Origin of the sequence: Allobosea sp. 2RAB26 (assembly GCF_052115465.1) — a bacterium.
In the GTDB taxonomy this organism is placed as follows: Bacteria; Pseudomonadota; Alphaproteobacteria; order Rhizobiales; family Beijerinckiaceae; genus Allobosea.
The window spans coordinates 654691-672113 of record NZ_JBFRGS010000001.1 but is presented as its reverse complement, the minus strand read 5'-3'; the positions used below and the strand labels follow the sequence as shown (position 1 = coordinate 672113).

At 63.2% G+C, this 17423-nt stretch carries 14 protein-coding genes and 1 pseudogene; 7 read left to right on the top strand and 8 right to left on the bottom strand.

The window, feature by feature from the left end; translation table 11 throughout:
• Window positions 1-419: 419 nt before the first annotated feature.
• From AB4118_RS03105 to AB4118_RS03090, 4 genes are all read right to left on the bottom strand, one after another.
• On the bottom strand, window positions 420-611 hold the full coding sequence (locus tag AB4118_RS03105) for a hypothetical protein (protein WP_441488325.1): 192 nt from the start codon (window positions 609-611) through the stop codon (window positions 420-422).
• 702 nt (window positions 612-1313) lie between these two features.
• Window positions 1314-2555 (bottom strand): acyltransferase family protein, encoded by a 1242-nt coding sequence (locus AB4118_RS03100; RefSeq protein ID WP_441488324.1) that lies wholly within the window; start codon window positions 2553-2555, stop codon window positions 1314-1316.
• A 632-nt stretch (window positions 2556-3187) separates the two neighbouring features.
• Complete coding sequence (locus tag AB4118_RS03095; RefSeq protein WP_441488323.1) at window positions 3188-3559, bottom strand: hypothetical protein; 372 nt, start codon at window positions 3557-3559, stop codon at window positions 3188-3190.
• On the bottom strand, window positions 3553-3948 hold the full coding sequence (locus AB4118_RS03090) for a hypothetical protein (RefSeq protein WP_441488322.1): 396 nt from the start codon (window positions 3946-3948) through the stop codon (window positions 3553-3555). The genes AB4118_RS03095 and AB4118_RS03090 overlap by 7 nt, the downstream gene beginning before the upstream one ends.
• A gap of 333 nt (window positions 3949-4281) precedes the next feature.
• Between AB4118_RS03090 and gmd the strand changes: the two genes are divergently transcribed.
• From gmd to AB4118_RS03075, 3 genes are read left to right on the top strand one after another with little or no spacing between them, the layout of a single operon-like run.
• A complete protein-coding gene (gmd, locus tag AB4118_RS03085; RefSeq protein ID WP_441488321.1) occupies window positions 4282-5361 on the top strand; it encodes a GDP-mannose 4,6-dehydratase in 1080 nt (359 codons plus the stop codon).
• On the top strand, window positions 5348-6301 hold the full coding sequence (gene fcl / locus AB4118_RS03080) for a GDP-L-fucose synthase (RefSeq protein WP_441488320.1): 954 nt from the start codon (window positions 5348-5350) through the stop codon (window positions 6299-6301). Before gmd ends, fcl begins: the two co-directional genes overlap by 14 nt.
• Before the next feature lie 15 nt (window positions 6302-6316).
• Entirely contained in the window at window positions 6317-8524 is a 2208-nt protein-coding gene (locus AB4118_RS03075) for a glycosyltransferase (RefSeq protein WP_441488319.1), read from the top strand.
• A gap of 21 nt (window positions 8525-8545) precedes the next feature.
• Here the strand turns inward: AB4118_RS03075 and AB4118_RS03070 are convergent, their stop codons facing one another.
• Both AB4118_RS03070 and AB4118_RS03065 read right to left on the bottom strand, forming a co-directional pair.
• Window positions 8546-9655, bottom strand: a complete 1110-nt coding sequence (locus AB4118_RS03070) for a glycosyltransferase family 4 protein (protein WP_441488318.1) — start codon at window positions 9653-9655, stop codon at window positions 8546-8548.
• A gap of 85 nt (window positions 9656-9740) precedes the next feature.
• A pseudogene (locus tag AB4118_RS03065) lies at window positions 9741-10298 on the bottom strand (transposase); the annotation flags it as partial.
• Between the two features lie 249 nt (window positions 10299-10547).
• Here AB4118_RS03065 and rfbA point away from each other — a divergent pair.
• Entirely contained in the window at window positions 10548-11423 is an 876-nt protein-coding gene (rfbA, locus tag AB4118_RS03060) for a glucose-1-phosphate thymidylyltransferase RfbA (protein ID WP_441488317.1), read from the top strand.
• A 515-nt stretch (window positions 11424-11938) separates the two neighbouring features.
• Here rfbA and AB4118_RS03055 read toward each other — a convergent pair.
• Both AB4118_RS03055 and AB4118_RS03050 read right to left on the bottom strand, forming a co-directional pair.
• Window positions 11939-12655 (bottom strand): ribonuclease activity regulator RraA, encoded by a 717-nt coding sequence (locus AB4118_RS03055; RefSeq protein WP_441488316.1) that lies wholly within the window; start codon window positions 12653-12655, stop codon window positions 11939-11941.
• A gap of 121 nt (window positions 12656-12776) precedes the next feature.
• Window positions 12777-13745, bottom strand: a complete 969-nt coding sequence (locus AB4118_RS03050) for a Bug family tripartite tricarboxylate transporter substrate binding protein (RefSeq protein WP_441488315.1) — start codon at window positions 13743-13745, stop codon at window positions 12777-12779.
• Between the two features lie 219 nt (window positions 13746-13964).
• On the opposite strand from AB4118_RS03050, the gene AB4118_RS03045 reads away from it, so the two are divergent.
• From AB4118_RS03045 to araD, 3 genes are all read left to right on the top strand, one after another.
• A complete protein-coding gene (locus AB4118_RS03045; protein WP_441477023.1) occupies window positions 13965-14669 on the top strand; it encodes a GntR family transcriptional regulator in 705 nt (234 codons plus the stop codon).
• The gene (locus tag AB4118_RS03040; RefSeq protein ID WP_441488314.1) at window positions 14659-15576 is read left to right on the top strand and encodes a dihydrodipicolinate synthase family protein; all 918 of its coding nucleotides are present in this window, start codon (window positions 14659-14661) and stop codon (window positions 15574-15576) included. The genes AB4118_RS03045 and AB4118_RS03040 overlap by 11 nt, the downstream gene beginning before the upstream one ends.
• A 112-nt stretch (window positions 15577-15688) precedes the next feature.
• Window positions 15689-17419, top strand: coding sequence for an L-arabinonate dehydratase (gene araD / locus AB4118_RS03035; RefSeq protein WP_441488313.1), 1731 nt, complete (start codon window positions 15689-15691; stop codon window positions 17417-17419).
• Window positions 17420-17423: the final 4 nt, after the last annotated feature.

The window sequence follows — 17423 nt, the reverse complement described above, 5'->3', positions numbered from 1 at the left end:
CCCGCCTGTCATCGCGCCAATCGCGCTGAGCCTTGCCGCATCCGCCGTCTTGCGAACGAACCCGGTCACGTCGTGGCTCTGTTTCGGGCAATGGAAACGCTCGATGAGCCTCCTGCCCACCGCGGCTAGATCCTCGCGAACGCCTGCGGCGACGACTGGATAAGGGCCTTCACATCCGGGTTGGAATTCAGGAAGGCAACCAGCTTGTCGACCGGATCGGCCTGGGGGAGCGGGGCCGGGGGGGGGGGACATAGGCGGCCGGGGCGCCCCACACCAGCATCTCTGCCCAAAGTTCAGGGGTGTCGGCCTCGGAGATAAGAACCGCGGCGGCCTCCTCTGTCATGAGGATAGCCGCCGAATTATCCGTGTTGGCGTACGCCGCTGAAATGATCGTGTACGTCATCCCTTGATCTCCTCGATCACAAGCGTCGCGCGCTGAGCCCACCGAGAAGACGCTGAGCCGGCTGCCTGTTGAAAGCGATATTTCCGGAGTTCGCTCCGACCCGGATCGTGATGGTCTGCGCGGAGGTGGAACCGGGCGTGAACTCGTACTCAAGGGTCGCAGCATAGCCGAGCGCGACCAGCGCCCGCTGTATGGCGGTCGTGTCCATGACGTCTCCGGGAATGAAAAGCCGCCGGTCAGGGCGACCCTGGGGGTTGTCGATCTGGGCAAGCCGCGCGGGGGCTCCAGAGACTTTGACAGCAGCGACGCGACGGCGCCGCAGGACACATGCCGATGCCCAATCCGCTGACGAAAATTCTTCGCGATATCTGGGAGCTGCCCCTTTTAGCGCTTCAGTATTTCCGCTCGCCCAGGCCGCATCATGCGCAGTGGCATGAGTACGATCCCCTGCCCTTCAAAAAGATCGGGGACGCCAACGGCAAGGTCATGCGCGCCCATGAGACGGAACGCCGGTATCGGGACGGGAAATGGGAATACCGAGAGATAGTCGAGACCGATGAAGAAGCGGGCCAGCGCTGGACAGACCGCTGGTGGGCTAGACGACCACTAGACGGTCCTCAGCGCCTGCGGAGACAACTGAAGAAGCGCCCGTTCCTGGAGCGCAGGCAGAGAGCATCCGGCCTAGCGCTCGGACCTGTAAATCGCGCCATTGGCGAGCCATCTGCCCCCCGCAGTGCGTTATTGAGCCACCAATGTCCGATACCCCCAACAGACCATGAACACCGCCTCCTCGCCGCCGGAAGCCCAAAGACTAGCGAGTGAGTAGCTGAAAATGTCGACGCCAGTATTGTTGTAAATCCTTCTACCGACTGAGCGTGAGATTTCCAGTTCTCCAACTATGCGCGACGTTCTAGCTATCGACATGCTCTCGATCTACTCTTTCACTGGCAGGACGCCATTTTAGAGATGCATATACGCGTGATTCTAGCGGGCCCATTGTCCTTCCAATGTAATACGAAGCGCTTATCGCTCGTTGATCAATTTTATTAGTCAGCAGAATGGATGATAGATAAACAACAGAACCAGAGACGCCAACTGAAATGACAACGCAAAGCCAATAAGGGAATCCCAGAGAGTAACAATATATGCACGTCGCACTGCCAACTGTAAGAATGATTGGCAGATGCACAAGATAGAGTGCGAATGAGACGTGCCCCAGGAATTGTGGCACATCCGTACTCAGCAGACGCATGATATATTGGCTCTTTAACACACCCGCCAATATTAATACGGCTCCAATGCCGTGATAGAAAGAACCTACATTGTGTGGATAGGACGAGAAAGGTAAATTTTGCACCGGCGGTACAGGCCAATTTTGAACCCATGCCCCCGGCATGGTGCCAATAAAAAGCCCAAGCATTAACACCGCCGCACCAGTAAGCTGCTGTCCAACAATAAGCCGTGAGCGGGTTGCGTAATAGAGCAAGGCGCCAGCAGAGAACAATGACACGTACATTCTGGCAAAAATCGTTAAGAAAGCGAAGTGGAGGCCGATTTCGATCACCTTTCGCCGAGTATGATTTTTAGTGATAAGCTGGGACGCGAAGCAAACAACTATTATTAGCAACGAGCCCTGAAACTCTATCGGCATGGTCCATAGAACGCCGTTAATAGTGCTAGCATAGGAAAAGCCCCCTAATATTGCGCCAACGGTTCCCTCAAAAATGACAGCAGCAAGGCTCGGCACGCCGTTCGGGAGATTCAAGGTGGCACCGTACGATCGTGTAATCTTGGCTGCTTCCTGATGCACCTCACCGAAAATTATAAAAAGCGTGAATGCCAGCAAGCTAGTAATTAGGATCAGCGGCATAAGTCGAACGTAGCGCTTCGCCGATCCGGCCAATAACGATATGCGATTGTTGCTAAATGAGGCTGTTAGCACGAACCCGCTGAGGGAAAAGAAAAGGCAAACAGGGAGATCTGCCATTATATGCAACATGAATGGCAGTTTGGGGATCAACTGGTCAATCGCCAGGTGTGAAAAGCGCGGATCCCCTGTAATCATCCCAAAATCAAAGAACGCTACTAGGTGCACAACGACCACTTGGAAGGCCGCTACCCCCCGCAGACCGTCGAGAGCAGGGTACCGCATGTTTGCATTCTGCGTGGGCGATAAGGTTGGCGTCACCGTCACCTCTCCCAGCCGACGCACAAAGTCGGCTGCGTCACTGTACGATCACGCTAAACTATCGATCAAGGAGGAGGGAGTGCCGATCCGTGCTGTGTCATGTTCTAACGGTCTGACTCGTTCGTTCTGGCAACTTAAAGCGTCAATCCGACAACGCTTAAGATGCAACGTGGAAACGAGGGTAGACTTTCCTGCAACGCCCAAATACCGACCCACGCCACTAATGCCACCCAGCGCAAAGTCAGACGAGCCCGCCCCAATCTGAATTGCTACGGAACCAGTAGCACCAGCAACAACCTCAGCTTGCAGGCTGCAGTGGGTAAAGGAACTCCCGCCGGCAGTTGACGTCACTGTCGCAGCGACGGCGTTGGACGCGCCACCGACAAACGCGGCCAAGATAAGGTTATTCGCACCGGCTTGGGCAACCTAGCTTTCGCCGGCTTGAGCGCGGTCTTTATCGTCTTCGTTTATGGCCTTGCGTATGTCTTCACGGTCTATGTTGATGAACCGGCCACTCGCTTAGCGAGGTGGGTCAAGGCCAGAAAGCTGCGGCCTATCCAGCCTGGGGCCAACCCCGCTTGACCTAAGCGCCCGGTCTACTCGCCCGCATCATCCACTCCCGGCCAGTCCGGCTCAACTTTTCGAGCGGCATCAGCAGTCTTGGCCGCATCGATCGCCTGCTTGGCGCTGAGCCGCGCCGCTTCAATTAGGGCGCCGATCTGGATCCATTGCTGGTAGGCAGCCATGACCGCCTCGCCGACGTCCGCCAGTGTCGACGCCGTGATCCCGACTTCGGCGGAAAGCAGCGGATACCCCGCCGGATCGGGCGCCTGATCGTCCGCGAGGCGCCGCGCCTCATCGGCCTTGGGCTGATAGGTCATCGCCTGTCCGGCGCCGGGGGTGATGTATTTCAGCCGCTCGGCCTCGGCAGCGGCGTCGATGGCTGATTTCAGGCGGCGCTTCAGCACCGCCAAATCGACGATGATGCGGGTCGTCGCCTTGAGCGTCCCAGTGACGGCAAGCCAACGCAGGTTCGTGATGCGACCGGCCGCGGTCGAAACTGAATTGGCACAAAGCCGACGCCGGCTTTGTGCCCGTAACAGTTGCCGAAGGATTGGCCCCGCAGCCCGGCCGAGCCGCGAAAGAGCGCTTGCACAACCGTTGCGAAACCATCGCTATTCACATCGAACCCGTCGCTGAATGTCATCGTGTCCGAGTCGTAATAGACGTTGCCGTAGGGCGCCGGCGTCGCGTTAAAGGAAACGTAGCCCGACTTGTAGTCCGCGACACCAGCCCTGAACGTGGCGCCATTGTCGGTGGAAATCCGTATATTCGTGCCGCCGTGGATCGCCTTCATGAACGCAGTGATGCGCAGGACGTCTGATCGGGATTGGCGAGCGCAAGAGCGGGCAGCCGATGGCGCTGCGCCACGAAGCGATCGGCGACAAGCCACCGATCTCGTTGCAGAACTCCGGCGGCGCGGCCCGACAGCCGCGTGAAACACTCCGGAAACTCCCCCTCAGGCGACCCGACAAATGGGAACAGACCAGCGTCGATTGACCAACCCCACCATTGGCACGAATTCAAAGCAGCGCGGTGGAAGGCGGGATTTGCGAAACGGCGCCTATTCCGCTAGGCAGCGGAGGTTATCGCGGCGCTGGCTGCGGCGTGCGCTTTCGGGAATGAATTGATGACGACTGCAAGGGATGGGCGCAAGGTTGCCCTCGTTACCGGCGTGACCGGACAGGACGGCGCCTATCTGTCAGAGCTGTTGTTGGCGAAGGGCTACGAGGTCCATGGCGTCAAGCGCCGTTCGTCGTCGTTCAACACCCAGCGCATCGATCATCTCTACCAGGATCCACACAGCGGCGGCGTACGCTTCAACCTGCACTATGGCGACATGACGGATTCAACCAATCTGATCCGCCTGATGCAGGAGGTTCGGCCCACCGAGGTCTACAACCTCGCTGCCCAGAGCCATGTGGCGGTGAGCTTTGAAAGCCCGGAATACACGGCCAATGCAGACGGCATCGGGGTGCTGCGCCTGCTGGAAGCCATCCGCATCCTCGGCATGGAGAAAGAGACCCGCTTCTACCAGGCGTCCACCTCCGAGCTCTACGGTCTCGTGCAGGAGGTTCCGCAGCGCGAGAAGACACCGTTCTATCCCCGCTCCCCCTATGCGGTGGCGAAGCTCTACGGCTACTGGATCACGGTGAACTACCGCGAGGCCTACGGCATGTTTGCCTCCAACGGCATCCTGTTCAACCACGAAAGCCCGATCCGCGGCGAAACCTTCGTGACGCGCAAGATCACGCGTAGCGTGGCGCGGATCGAGGCTGGCATCGACGAGTGCCTCTATCTCGGCAATCTTGACGCCCAGCGTGACTGGGGTCATGCCAAGGACTATGTGCGCGGCATGTGGATGATCGTGCAGGCCGACGAGCCGGATGACTACGTGCTGGCGACGGGCGAAACCCGCACCGTGCGTGAGTTCGTCGAGCTTGCCTTTGCCGAACTCGGGCGCAAGATCGAGTGGCGCGGCAAGGGCGTCGACGAGCAGGGCGTTGACCGCCAGTCCGGCAAGACCGTCGTGCGGATCGACCCGCGCTACTTCCGGCCGACCGAGGTTGACCTGCTGATCGGCGACCCGTCAAAGGCGCGCCAGCAGCTTGGCTGGCAGCCGGAGATCAGCTTTGCCCAGATGGTGAGCGACATGGTGAAATCAGACCTAGCCGCCGCGCTAAAGGAGAGGGCCGATGCCCGAACCTGAATTCGAACTGGCTGGCAAGCGGGTCTATGTTCCCGGACATCGTGGCATGGTTGGCGGCGCGCTGGTGCGCCGCCTCGCCGGCGAACATTGCGATGTGTTGACGAGCAGCCGTTCGAATGTCGATCTGCGCAACCAGGCGCAGGTGGAGGCGTGGTTTGCAGCGAACCGCCCGCAGGCTGTGTTCCTCGCCGCCGCGAAGGTCGGCGGCATCCATGCCAACAACGTCTATCGGGCCGAGTTCATCTACGACAACCTCGCCATCGCGATGAACATCATCCACGCCGCGCACAAATACGACGTCGAGAAGCTGATGTTCCTCGGCTCCACCTGCATCTATCCGAAGCTCGCGCCGCAGCCGATGAACGAAGATCAACTGCTGCAAGGGCCGCTGGAGCAGACCAACGAGCCCTACGCCATCGCCAAGATCGCCGGCATCAAGCTGGCGGAAAGCTACCGCCGGCAGTATGGCGCGGACTTCATCAGTGTGATGCCGACCAACCTCTACGGTCCGGGCGACAACTACCACCCCGAAAACAGCCATGTCGCCGCCGCGCTGATCCGGCGATTCCATGAGGCGAAGGAGACCCGCGCGCCGTCCGTGACGGTCTGGGGCACAGGTACGCCGAGGCGCGAGTTCCTCTATGTCGACGATCTTGCCGACGCCTGCATCCATTTGATGAGGACCTATTCGGCCGAAGGCCTGATCAACATCGGATGTGGCGCCGACGTGACGATCCGCGAACTCGCGGAGACCATTGCGGCGACCGTCGGCTATACGGGCAAGCTTGAATTCGACTCGTCCCGACCGGACGGCACGCCGCGCAAGCTGGTCGATGTAGGGCGTCTGGGTGCGCTGGGCTGGCGCGCCAGTACGAGCCTGCATGATGGCCTGAAGCTGGCTTATGCCGACTTTCTGTCGCGACCGCGTCGCGCCGCGTAACCCGGAGAGCGATGCTTGGCCGGCCCCGACATTCCTTGGGCCAAGCGCCTGCAGCACCGGCTTCTTGCCGGGATCCTGCGCATCGTTGACGTCGCAGCGGGCCCGTTCAGCCCGCGCCTGCGTGGCGTGACCCGCTATCTTGCTGGGCTGGTTGACCAGGGGCGGCATGCCGAGGTCGACGTCCTGATGGCGCAGGGCGCGCGCAAGATCATGTCGCGCGTCCTGCCTGGGCGCGGTGACTGCCGTGCCCGCCGGCGCGACCGGATTGTTATTGATGCACGCTCGCAACGCTTCGACGCGGCAGGTGCGGTGATCGCCAAACCCGCACCCGCTGTGCAGCCCGCGCTGCTCGCCAGCATCGTCATTCCCTGCTTCAACTATGGCCGCTTTGTCGTGGAGGCCGTGCGCTCGGCACAGGCGCAGACGGTGGCGAGCATCGAGGTCATCGTGGTCGATGACGGTTCGACTGATCCATCGACCGTCGCCGTGCTCGACCGGCTCGCCGCCGATGGCGAGATTACGCTGATCCGCACCGTGAACCAGGGCCTGCCCGCGGCACGCAACAGCGGCATCGCCGCCGCGCGCGGCGAATACATCTGCTGCCTCGACGCCGATGACCTGATCGAGCCGGTCTATCTGGAGGCAACTATTGCGTTGATGCGGACCGACAGCTCAGTCGGGTTTGCTTTTTCGCATGTCCGCTTCTTCGGCGATGTCGAGGAGACATGGGAAACGCGCGATTTCGACATCGACGAGGCGCTGGTCAGCAACTTCACTGCCGTCAGCGCGGTCTTCCGGCGTGATGACTGGGAGGCGGCGGGGGGCTATGCGCCCATCATGCGCGGTGGCTTCGAGGATTGGGAGTTCTGGATCCGCCTCAGCGCGCTCGGCCGGCGCGGACGTGTCATCCGCCATCCCCTCTTCCTGCACAGGCGCCATGGCCGCACCATGACCCATGACGCCAAGGACATGCAGGAGGAGCTGCAGTCGCGTATCCGCACGCTGAACCCGGTGGTGTTTGGCGATGCCCGGCTGAGGGCACGCATCCGCGCAGTCGCCGGCCAGCCCGGCCCGGTTGAGGACAGGCTGGCGGATCTGACGCACGCCATCCGGCGGATGGACAAGCCCGGCCTGCTGGTGGTCGCGCCTTGGCTCCGGCGCGGCGGAGCCGAGGGCGTGTTGCTCTCCGCTCTGGCAGGGCTCGCCGCCAGCTGGCATGTGGTGCTCATCACGACCGAAGCCGACGATCATCTGATGACAGGGGCATTTCGGGCGGTCAGCCCCGAGATCTTCCATCTTGATGGCATACTCGACGAGGAGCACCGCGCCGCCTTCGTTGCCCATCTCGTCGCGAGCCGACGCGTGACGCATGTCCTGTCGTCTGGCTCGGCCTGGTTTCTTAAGAACCTGCCCGCGCTCGCGGCTCAAACACCGGGGGGCCTCAAGGCGGCGAACATCATCCACAACGAGGTCCCGGACTCGGTCTATCGCGCGGCGATCGCGGCTGGGTCGGCGCTTGGCATTCACATTGCCGTGTCCGGACCTGTCAAGCGTTCCCTGCGCGCAGCCGGCGTGGCGCCCGACAGGATCGTGCATATCGCCAACGGGATCGACGCCGTGCCCTTCGTCAGGGCGGCCAGTCGCCGCGCCACCTTGCGCGAAGCGATGGGCCTGTCGCCGGCCACGCGGCTGCTCGTCTGGATCGGCCGCATGGGGGTCGAGAAGCGCCCCGAAGCCTTTGTCGGCATCGTCGCGCGGCTTGCCCCGGACGGCGCGCTCCGCGCCGTGATGGCGGGTGACGGGCCGCTGGGGCCGGAGGTCGACCGGGCCATCCAGCGCCATGGCCTCGGCGACGTGATTGTCCGCCGCGGACATGTGAACCCCGCAGAGGTCGCCGAACTGCTGGCTGCTGCGGACATGCTGGTGCTGACCTCGGCTGTCGAAGGCGCGCCGCTGGTCGTTCTGGAAGCGTTGGCGACGGGTTGTCCCGTCGCGGTGACGCGGGTTGGCGATGTGCCGACGATCATCACCGACAACGAGAACGGGGTTCTCTGTGATCCGGTCGAGCCATTGGCGCTGGCGGATGCGATCGTTCGCGCGTTCACTCAGGGGCTTCATGCGGACCCATCGCGCGACCGCATCCAGATGCGTTTCATGGCTGGTGACCGCACGCAAGCGGCGATGGCTGCGCGCTACGAGGCCGTGTTGCGGGGTCTCACATAAGCGCTCAGTGAGGCTTGCCGTTCATTCGTGCCGCGGACGCTCCAGCGCAGCTAGAAGCGCCGCGACGAAGGCGTCGGGCGACCTGGCCTGTCGCTCGGCGACCACGTTCGACGCCAGCCGCCCGTGCAGGCCCGGCGTGTCCATCAGGGCGCGCAAGGCGGAGGCCAGCGCTGTGGCGGAGACGCTGGCGGCCACAAGGCCCGTAACGCCGTCGCGCACTTGCTCTGCCAGTCCGCCTACCGGCGTACTGACCACCGGTACACCGGCGCCCAGCGCCGAGGCGACCACGCCGGACTGGCTGGCCTCGACATGGGAGAGCACAACGGCATGATGTGAAGACAGGGCAGTTGCGATCTCGTCATCCCGCAGCCAGCGGTTGGTGACCTCCACCTTCAGCGCCGTGATTCTGTCGGCCACATCGTCCAGCGGACCCTCACCCATCACTGACAGCGTGACGTTGCGTCCTTCCGCCTTAAGCTGTCGAAGCGCCTCCAGCAGCAGCGGCAAACCCTTGTATGGCATGATCCGCCCGAGGAAGAGCAGCCGCCAGGGCTGGCCGCTTGAAGGGGCCGCCTGCACGGCAGTCGACTTGCTCCCCGTCAGCGGATGAAACAGCCGCGCGACCTGGGACGGGCGGATGAGGCTCCGGCGCAGGGCCATCTCGGCAACGGCATCGCTCAGCGTGAACACGGTTGTCGCCGCGTGCATGTCCTTGAGCAGCAAGGGCAGCATCCGTGCTGTGCCGTCGCCCGGATGCGGTTCGGCATCATGCAAGATGGTGTGATAGCCCGCGCCGGCGGCAGTGACGGCCCCGGATGCCAGGAAGGACCAGACATGCGGCATGAGCGTGATCACGTCACTGACGCCAGCCTCCTGGATAACCTGCGCCAACCGTGCGCGCAGGACCGGAATGCGCCACAGGCAGGCCGCACCGAGGCCGCTCGAGAAGGTATCGACGAGGACGAGCCGCTCGCCCAACGACGCGAAGATCGGCAGATCGGCATTGGCGCGCGACAGCGACAATAGGCATGGTGGACCGGAGTGCCTGTCAAGCGCTGCGACGATCTCCCCAACCAGCGTGTTGATGCCCCGCCTGCCCCAGTACAGGAGCATGATCTTCCGGCCAGTCATCCGTATGTTCCAGCAGATCGAACAGCAAATGGTTGACCTTGCTTACCTCGATAGCAACGGGGCGCCGAGGCGTCAACGTGGTGTGGTTGCCGCGCCAGGCTCCCTTAACGTCCATGCTGATCCTGATGCCGGCACCGATCAGCAGGCCGGCGCACCCGCGGCTGGTGAACTGCGAGCCCTGGTCCGTATTGAAGATCTCCGGCTTGCCGAAGCGAGCCAAGGCGCCCTCGACGGGCTCGATGCAGAAGGCGGTGTCCATCGTGATCAAGAGCCGCCAGGCCCAAACCTTGCGGCTGAACCCGTCGACGACAGTGGCCAGATAGACGAAGCCTCGCGCCATCGGGATATAGGCGACATCCATCGCCCAGACTTGGTTGGGATGCGTCACCGGCAGCTTGCGCAGCAGATAGGGGAAGATCGCATGCCCCGACGCTCGCTTCGAGGTGTTTGGCCGACGATAGAGCGCTTCGATCCCCATCCGCCTCATCAGCGTGGCGACGTGCAGTCGCCCTGCGACATGGCACTCGGCGTTGAGAAGACCCTGCAACATCCGGCTGCCGGCGAAGGGGTATTCCAGATGCAGGGCGTCGATCCGGCGCATCAGGGCCAGATCGGCGGCCGGGACCGTGCGCGGCAGATAATACCAACGGGCGCTGAGGCTGGCTCCCTAGGTCCTTTCGGCGGTCCGGTTCACTGATTCCATGGACGCGAATCCTCCTCGGGCACGTGGAATCAGGGAAACAAACCGCCGAGAAGCCCCCATGCGTCAAGCTCAGAGACCGTTGATCTGATATGCAGCGGCCTATCGGAGCGTCACGATCTCCGCTTGCCGCACTGGCGCAGCGCGTTGGCCGCCTGTACACCACGCCTTCAGCAGACTGGAGACTAGATCATGAAGGGCATTATCCTGGCTGGCGGCTCCGGAACGCGCCTGCACCCCATGACCCTTGCGATGTCGAAGCAGCTCCTGCCTGTCTACGACAAGCCCATGATCTACTATCCGCTGTCGACGTTGATGCTGGCGGGCATCCGCGAGATCCTCGTGATCTCGACGCCCCACGACCTTCCGCATTTCAAGCGCCTGCTCGGCGATGGTTCGATCTGGGGGATGTCGCTCAGCTACATCGAGCAACCGCACCCCGGCGGCCTCGCCCAAGCCTATCAGATCGGGGCCAGCTTCGTCGGCGATGGACCGTCGGCGCTCATCCTGGGCGACAATCTCTTCTACGGCCACTCGCTGCCTGAGATGATGTTGCGGGCCTGGGACCGCAAGACCGGCGCTACGGTCTTCGCATACCACGTTCGCGATCCGGAACGGTACGGCGTGGTCGAGTTCGATGCCAATGCCCGCGCGGTCTCGATCGAGGAAAAGCCGAAGCAGCCAAAGTCGAACTGGGCCGTCACCGGCCTCTACTTTTATGACGCGCAGGTTGTTGAGATTGCCCGCACCCTGAAACCGTCTCCCCGCGGCGAGCTCGAGATCACGGATGTGAACCGGATTTACCTCGAGCGTGGCGAGCTCTCGGTCGAGAGCATGGGCCGCGGTTTCGCCTGGCTCGACACCGGAACGCCGGACAGCCTCCTGGAAGCCGGCGAGTTCATCCGCACCCTCGAGGCGCGTCAGGGCCTGCGCGTGGCCTGCCCGGATGAGATCGCCGCCCGACAGGGCTGGATCAGCCCCGCGGAACTGGCAGCGCTCGGCGAGAAGCTCGCCAAGAGCGACTATGGCCAGTATCTCCTGCAAGTGGCGCGCAGCCTGAAGAGCTGACAGACCAGTGCGGGTCTCGCGTGACCAGGTCAGGGACTGATCTGGAGCGTTTTCGGCTCAGTCCGTCTCATATCCTGCGGCGGCGAAGAAGTTGTCGGCTTCCTGCGGCGTAACGTAAGCGGTGTCCTGGCCCCACCTTTCGAGACTGGGCGTGAACGATGATTTTCCGAGCCGAAGGGGCTTGGACGCATGACGATTTCAGAGCTGACGAGACCTGTGCGCGGGTGGGCGTAAACAATGACGATCTGCCTGTTTCGGGCGCGCAGATTGCTGTCTTCGGCAGCTGCGCGCTGATCCGGAATTTGCGCGATCAGACGTTTGCCCTGACGATCGATCGGGTGCGTTTGAGGTTGTAGGCGATAGCGGTGAGGTGAACCTGGGCGGTGGCTTTAGCGAGGCTCAGCCAGCTTCACATCGGACTAATAGCGGCACGATTAGGCCATCTCGCCCCGACTTCGCCTCTGCCTGTTCGACCCGCTTCTAGCATGCCCTGCGTTGGGCCGCGCGCCCCTGCCTCAGGCCCACCCCGTCCTCCAGACCGCGAACTTCGCCTTGGTCTCCGCATTGGCCGGATAAAGTCCGAAAATGGTCTCGCCCGCTCGGACACGCTCTTCGACGAAATCCTCATAGGCCGTCTGCTCATAGGCCTCCTCAGCGATCTCATTGGCGAGATGCGCCGGGATCACGCAGACTCCCTCACCGTCCCCGACCACAATGTCACCGGGGAATACCGGTACATCGCCACAGCCGATCGGGACATTGATATCGGCCGCGTGGTGGCGGATCAGATTGGTCGGAGCGCTCGGCCGGCTGTGAAAGGCCGGAAACGGCATCTGGGCGATGTCGGGCGAATCGCGGAAGCCGCCATCGGTGACGACGCCGGCAACGCCCCGCTGCATCAACCGCGAGACCAGGATGCCGCCTGCCGATGCCGCGCGCGCGTCCTTGCGGCTGTCGATCACCATGACATGGCCTGGCGGGCAGGCCTCGACCGCCTTGCGCTGCGGATGCTCGATATCGGCGAAGACGCCGAGATGGTCGAGATCCTCACGCGCCGGGATGTAGCGCAGCGTATAGGCCTCGCCGACCATCCGCGGCGCCGCGGTTCCCAGCGGCCGCACGTCCTGAATGAAGACATTGCGGAAGCCGCACTTAAACAGTGCGGTCGTCAATGTGGCGCTGGAGACGCGCTTCAGCTTTTCGCGATTTTCGGGGGTCAGCACGGACGTCATCGGAAGGTGATCCTCATTCGCTCAAAGGAGGCGGCATACGACGCTGATAGTCGCCGCCCCGGGGCTGCACCGCCGCGCAGCCTCGGAGTGACGCTTTTGCTCAGGACACGGCCATCGCGTTTCACTCGATCTTTACATTCGCCTTCTGCGCCACCTCGGCCCAACGCTTGGTTTCGGCGGCGATATGGGCGGTGAAATCGGCCTGGTTCGAGCCAACCGGGTCGACCCCAAGCTTCCTGAGCTGCTCGACGGTTGCCGGCTCGCGCATGATCGCCTGCACCTCGGCAGAAAGCTTGTCGACGATCGGTTTCGGCGTCGCGGCAGGCGCAAAGAAGCCGTGCCAGGAGGTCGCGGCATAGCCCGGAATGAACTCGGCCAGCGCCGGAAGGTCCTTGGCCACGGCGAGCCGTTCCGGCGTTGCGGTCGCGAGTGCCCTGATTTTGCCGGCTTCCACATGCGGCCAGGCAATGGTGATGTTGTCGAAGGAAAGCTGGATCTGCCCGGAAAGCAGATCCTGGGTCACCTGCCCGCTCGATCGGTAGGGAACATGGGCCATATCCGTGCCGGTCGCGACCTTGAACAACTCGGCAGCCATATGCGTCGAGGTGCCGGCGCCGGACGAGCCGAACGAGTATTTGCCCGGGTTCTTCTTCAGCAGTTCGATGAGTTCCGGTACCGACTTCGCCGGCAGGTCGAGATTGACCATCAGGATATTCGGCACGCTCGCCACCTGCGAGATCGGCGCAAAATCCTTGATGTGGTCAAAGGGCATCTTGCTGTAGACGGCCGGGTTGATCGCATGGGTCGAAACCGTGCCCATGGTCAGCGTGTAGCCGTCGGCCGGCGCCCTCGCGACGGCAGCGACACCGGTGTTGCCGCCCGCGCCCGCCCGATTCTCGACGATGAACTTGCCATTGAGCCGCACGGCCAGCCGCTCGGCCAGAATTCTGCCGAGAAGGTCGGTCGTGCCGCCGGCCGCGAAGGGCACCACGATGGTCACGACCTTCGAGGGATAATCCGACTGCGCCAGGGCAGCCGGGGCGATCATCAGGCAGGCGGCAGCCATCGCCGCGCGTCGCGTCAAACTCATCAGGTCTTCCTCCCTTGTTGCAGCGCCCGCGCAATTCGCGCCGGCTCGGCCCTTCCCGGGCTCCTTGCCGCAGGGCATAGCACAGCATTTCAGATTTGAAATCTGAAATTTCAGACTTGTTCGGACTTGATGTTTGTGATGTTTGATGCGGCGATGCAGGGCGGAACGCCGGAGCCCGATCGGGATTTCGGTGCCTCCCCCGCACATGCTGGGACTATGATGACCGAGACCACCACGATCGAACCCGTCGCCCCTCACCTGCTGCGCTCCTTGCGCGAGCATGTGCATGAGCGTCTGCGTCGCGCGATCGTGGCCGGCAGCTTCCAGAACGGGGAGAGGCTGAACGAGCGTCAGCTCGCCGAAATGCTCGGCGTCAGTACAACCCCGGTGAAGGACGCGATCCGTAAGCTCGAAAGCGAAGGGCTTGTCCGCACAGAGGCACGACGCGGCGTCTTCGTGCTCTTCTCCGCGCGCCAGGCTCTGGAGATGGCGCTTGGCCGCGCCGCAATCGAAAGCGTGATGGCCCATATCGCCGCCAATCGCATCAGCGACGCCGAGATCCGCGACATGTCGCGGCTGATCGACGACATGGCGCACGCGACCGAGCACAGTGCACTCGAGGACCTCGTCAATCTGAACGAGGCCTACCACGGCGCGATCCACCGGATCTCGGGCTGCGCCTATCTGGAGCGCCGGCTGGACGGACAGCGCATGTATGATCACGCCCAGCGCATCGCACTGCTCGGCGAGCAGGACGAACGCCGCCAGGGTTTTGTCGAACACCAGGGAATCTTCGAGGCGCTGGCTGGGCGCAAGCCGCAGCTCGCCGAGCAGCGAATGAGGAGCCACATCGTGCGCTCGGCCAAGAGCCATGTGCGCCAGGTGTTCGGCTCGGATGCGGAGGGATTGGCCTATGACGAATGACCGCTTGCGGACCGCATTACGCGGGATTTCCGGTGTGCATGTCACAGCCTGGAAGGGCGACGGCGAGGCCGATTGGGCCCTGACCGGCCAGATCGTCCGGCGCATTGCCGAGGCCGGCATCCACAATATCGTCTCGGCCGGAAATACCGGCGAATTCTACCCGATGACCACCGACGAGGTCGTCCGCAGCCATGCTGTCGCCGCCGAAGCTGCGGCCGGCAAGTCGCTGGTCACGGCCGGCATCGGCCGCTCCCTTCGCGAAGCGATTGCGACCGGCAAACTCGCAGTTGCGGCCGGTTGCGATGCGGTGATGGTGCATCACCCGCTCGATCCCTTTGCCGCGCCGCAATCGCAAGCCGATTACATTCTCGCCATTGCCGAGGCCCTGCCGATTCCGGTCGTCGCCTATATCCGCTCCGACGCGATCGGCGTGAAGGACCTCGCCCGCGTCGCGACCCACGCCAATGTCGCCGGCGTGAAGTTCGCGTCAAACAACATGATGCTGCTGGCCGAATGCGTGCGCGCGACCCAGGGCACCAGTGCGAACTGGATCTGTGGACTGGCCGAAGGCTGGGCCGCACCGTTCCACGCGCTCGGCGCCCGCGGCTTCACCTCCGGACTGGTCAACGTCGTGCCCGAACGCTCGCTGGCGATCTGGCGGGCGCTGGAAGGCAACGATTATGAACTCGCCCGACACCTCGTCGACGAGATCGCCGGTTTCGAGACGCTGCGTACCAAGTATGGCAACGGCGCCAATGTGACCGTGGTCAAGGAGGCGCTCGGCCTGCTGGGCACGCCGGTCGGCCCCGTCCGCCTGCCCGGCCTTCCCGAACTGAACGACAGCGAACGCGCCGAGCTGCGCCGTGTCGTCAGTGGCTGGGGCGCACGGCAAGCAGCAGCGGAATAGCCGCGAACGTCATCGCAGAGCACTGCGACAAGGCATGCAGCCCGCATCCCCGCCGGCGCACTGCGCGCAATGGCGGTCAGGACCACAAGCAAGAAACATCCGAGGAAACACCATGCCCCACCCCCGCAAGACGCCCGAGACGCTGCGCAGCAGGCGCTGGTTCGGCGCCAGCGACCTGCGTTCCTTCGGTCATCGCTCGCGGGCGCTGCAGATGGGCCTCAATCACGAGGAGTTCATGGGCAAGCCGGTCATCGGTATCCTCAACACCTGGTCCGAGATCAACCCCTGTCACACCCATCTGCGCGACCGGGCCGAGGCGGTGAAGCGCGCGGTCTGGGCCGCGGGCGGTTTCCCGGTCGAAATCCCGGTGATGTCGGCCTCCGAGCAGTATCAGAAGCCGACGACGATGCTCTACCGCAACTTCCTGGCGATGGAGGCGGAGGAATCGATCCGTTCCCATCCACTCGACGGCGCGGTGCTGCTTGGCGGCTGCGACAAGTCCACGCCCGCCCTCGTGATGGGCGCATGCAGCGCGGGCCTGCCCTTCATCTTCGTGCCGGCCGGCCCGATGCTGCGCGGCAACTGGGCCGGCAAGGTGCTGGGTTCCGGGGCCGATGTCTGGAAATACTGGGCCGAGAAGGAAGCCGGTAACATCACCGACGGCCAATGGCGCGAGATGGAAAGCGGTATCGCCCGCTCGCACGGCACCTGCATGGTGATGGGTACCGCGGCGACCATGATGAGCCATGCCGAGGTGCTCGGCCTCACCTTGCCCGGCGCCTCCGCGATTCCCGCCGCCGATGCCGCCCACCCCCGCATGGCCGCGGCTGCGGGAAAGCGCATCGTCGAAATGGTCTGGGAGGACCTGACCCCCGACCGCATCCTGACCCGCAAGAGCTTTGAGAACGCGCTCACTGTCCATATGGCGGTGGCGGGCTCGACCAATGCGATCATCCACCTGATCGCGATGGCGGGTCGGGCTGGCGTGCCGCTGACGCCGGAGGATTTCGATACCTTCTCGCGCACGGTGCCGGTGATCGCTAACCTGCGGCCGTCCGGCGATTTCCTGATGGAGGATTTCTTCTATGCCGGCGGTCTCCCCGCTCTGTTGAAACAGCTTGAGAGCAAGCTGCATACCGACGCCATGACAGTGACAGGAAAACCCCTTGCCGAGACGATCGCGCTCGCACAGGTCTATGATGACAACGTCATTCGTCCACTCGACAGGGCCGTCTCGACCGCCAACGGGCTTGCCGTCCTGAAGGGCAACCTTGCGCCCGATGGCTGTGTCATTAAGCCTTCCGCGGCCGAGCCTCGGCTGCTCCAACATCGCGGCCCGGCTCTGGTTTTCGAGGATTACGACGCGATGATGCGCGCTGTGAACGACGAGGACCTCGATGTCACCGCCGATCACGTCATGGTCCTGAAGAACTGCGGCCCGGTCGGCGGCCCGGGCATGCCGGAATGGGGCATGCTGCCCATTCCCAAAAAACTGCTGAAGCAGGGCGTGCGCGACATGCTGCGCATCTCGGACGCACGCATGTCCGGCACCAGCTACGGCGCCTGCGTGCTCCATGTCGCGCCGGAGGCTTATATCAAGGGGCCTCTCGCCGCGGTTCAGACCGGCGACATCATCGTTGTCGATGTCGAGGCTCGCAGTATCTCCGTCGAGCTTAGCGACGACGAAATCACCGGTCGCCTCGCCACTTGGTCACCACCCGACCGCAATTATGCTCGCGGCTATGGCCGCATGTCCGCCGCTCATATCCGCCAGGCCGACAAGGGCTGCGATTTCGACTACCTGGAGGGCACGGCCAAGGTGGCGGAACCGGAGATTCACTGAGCGA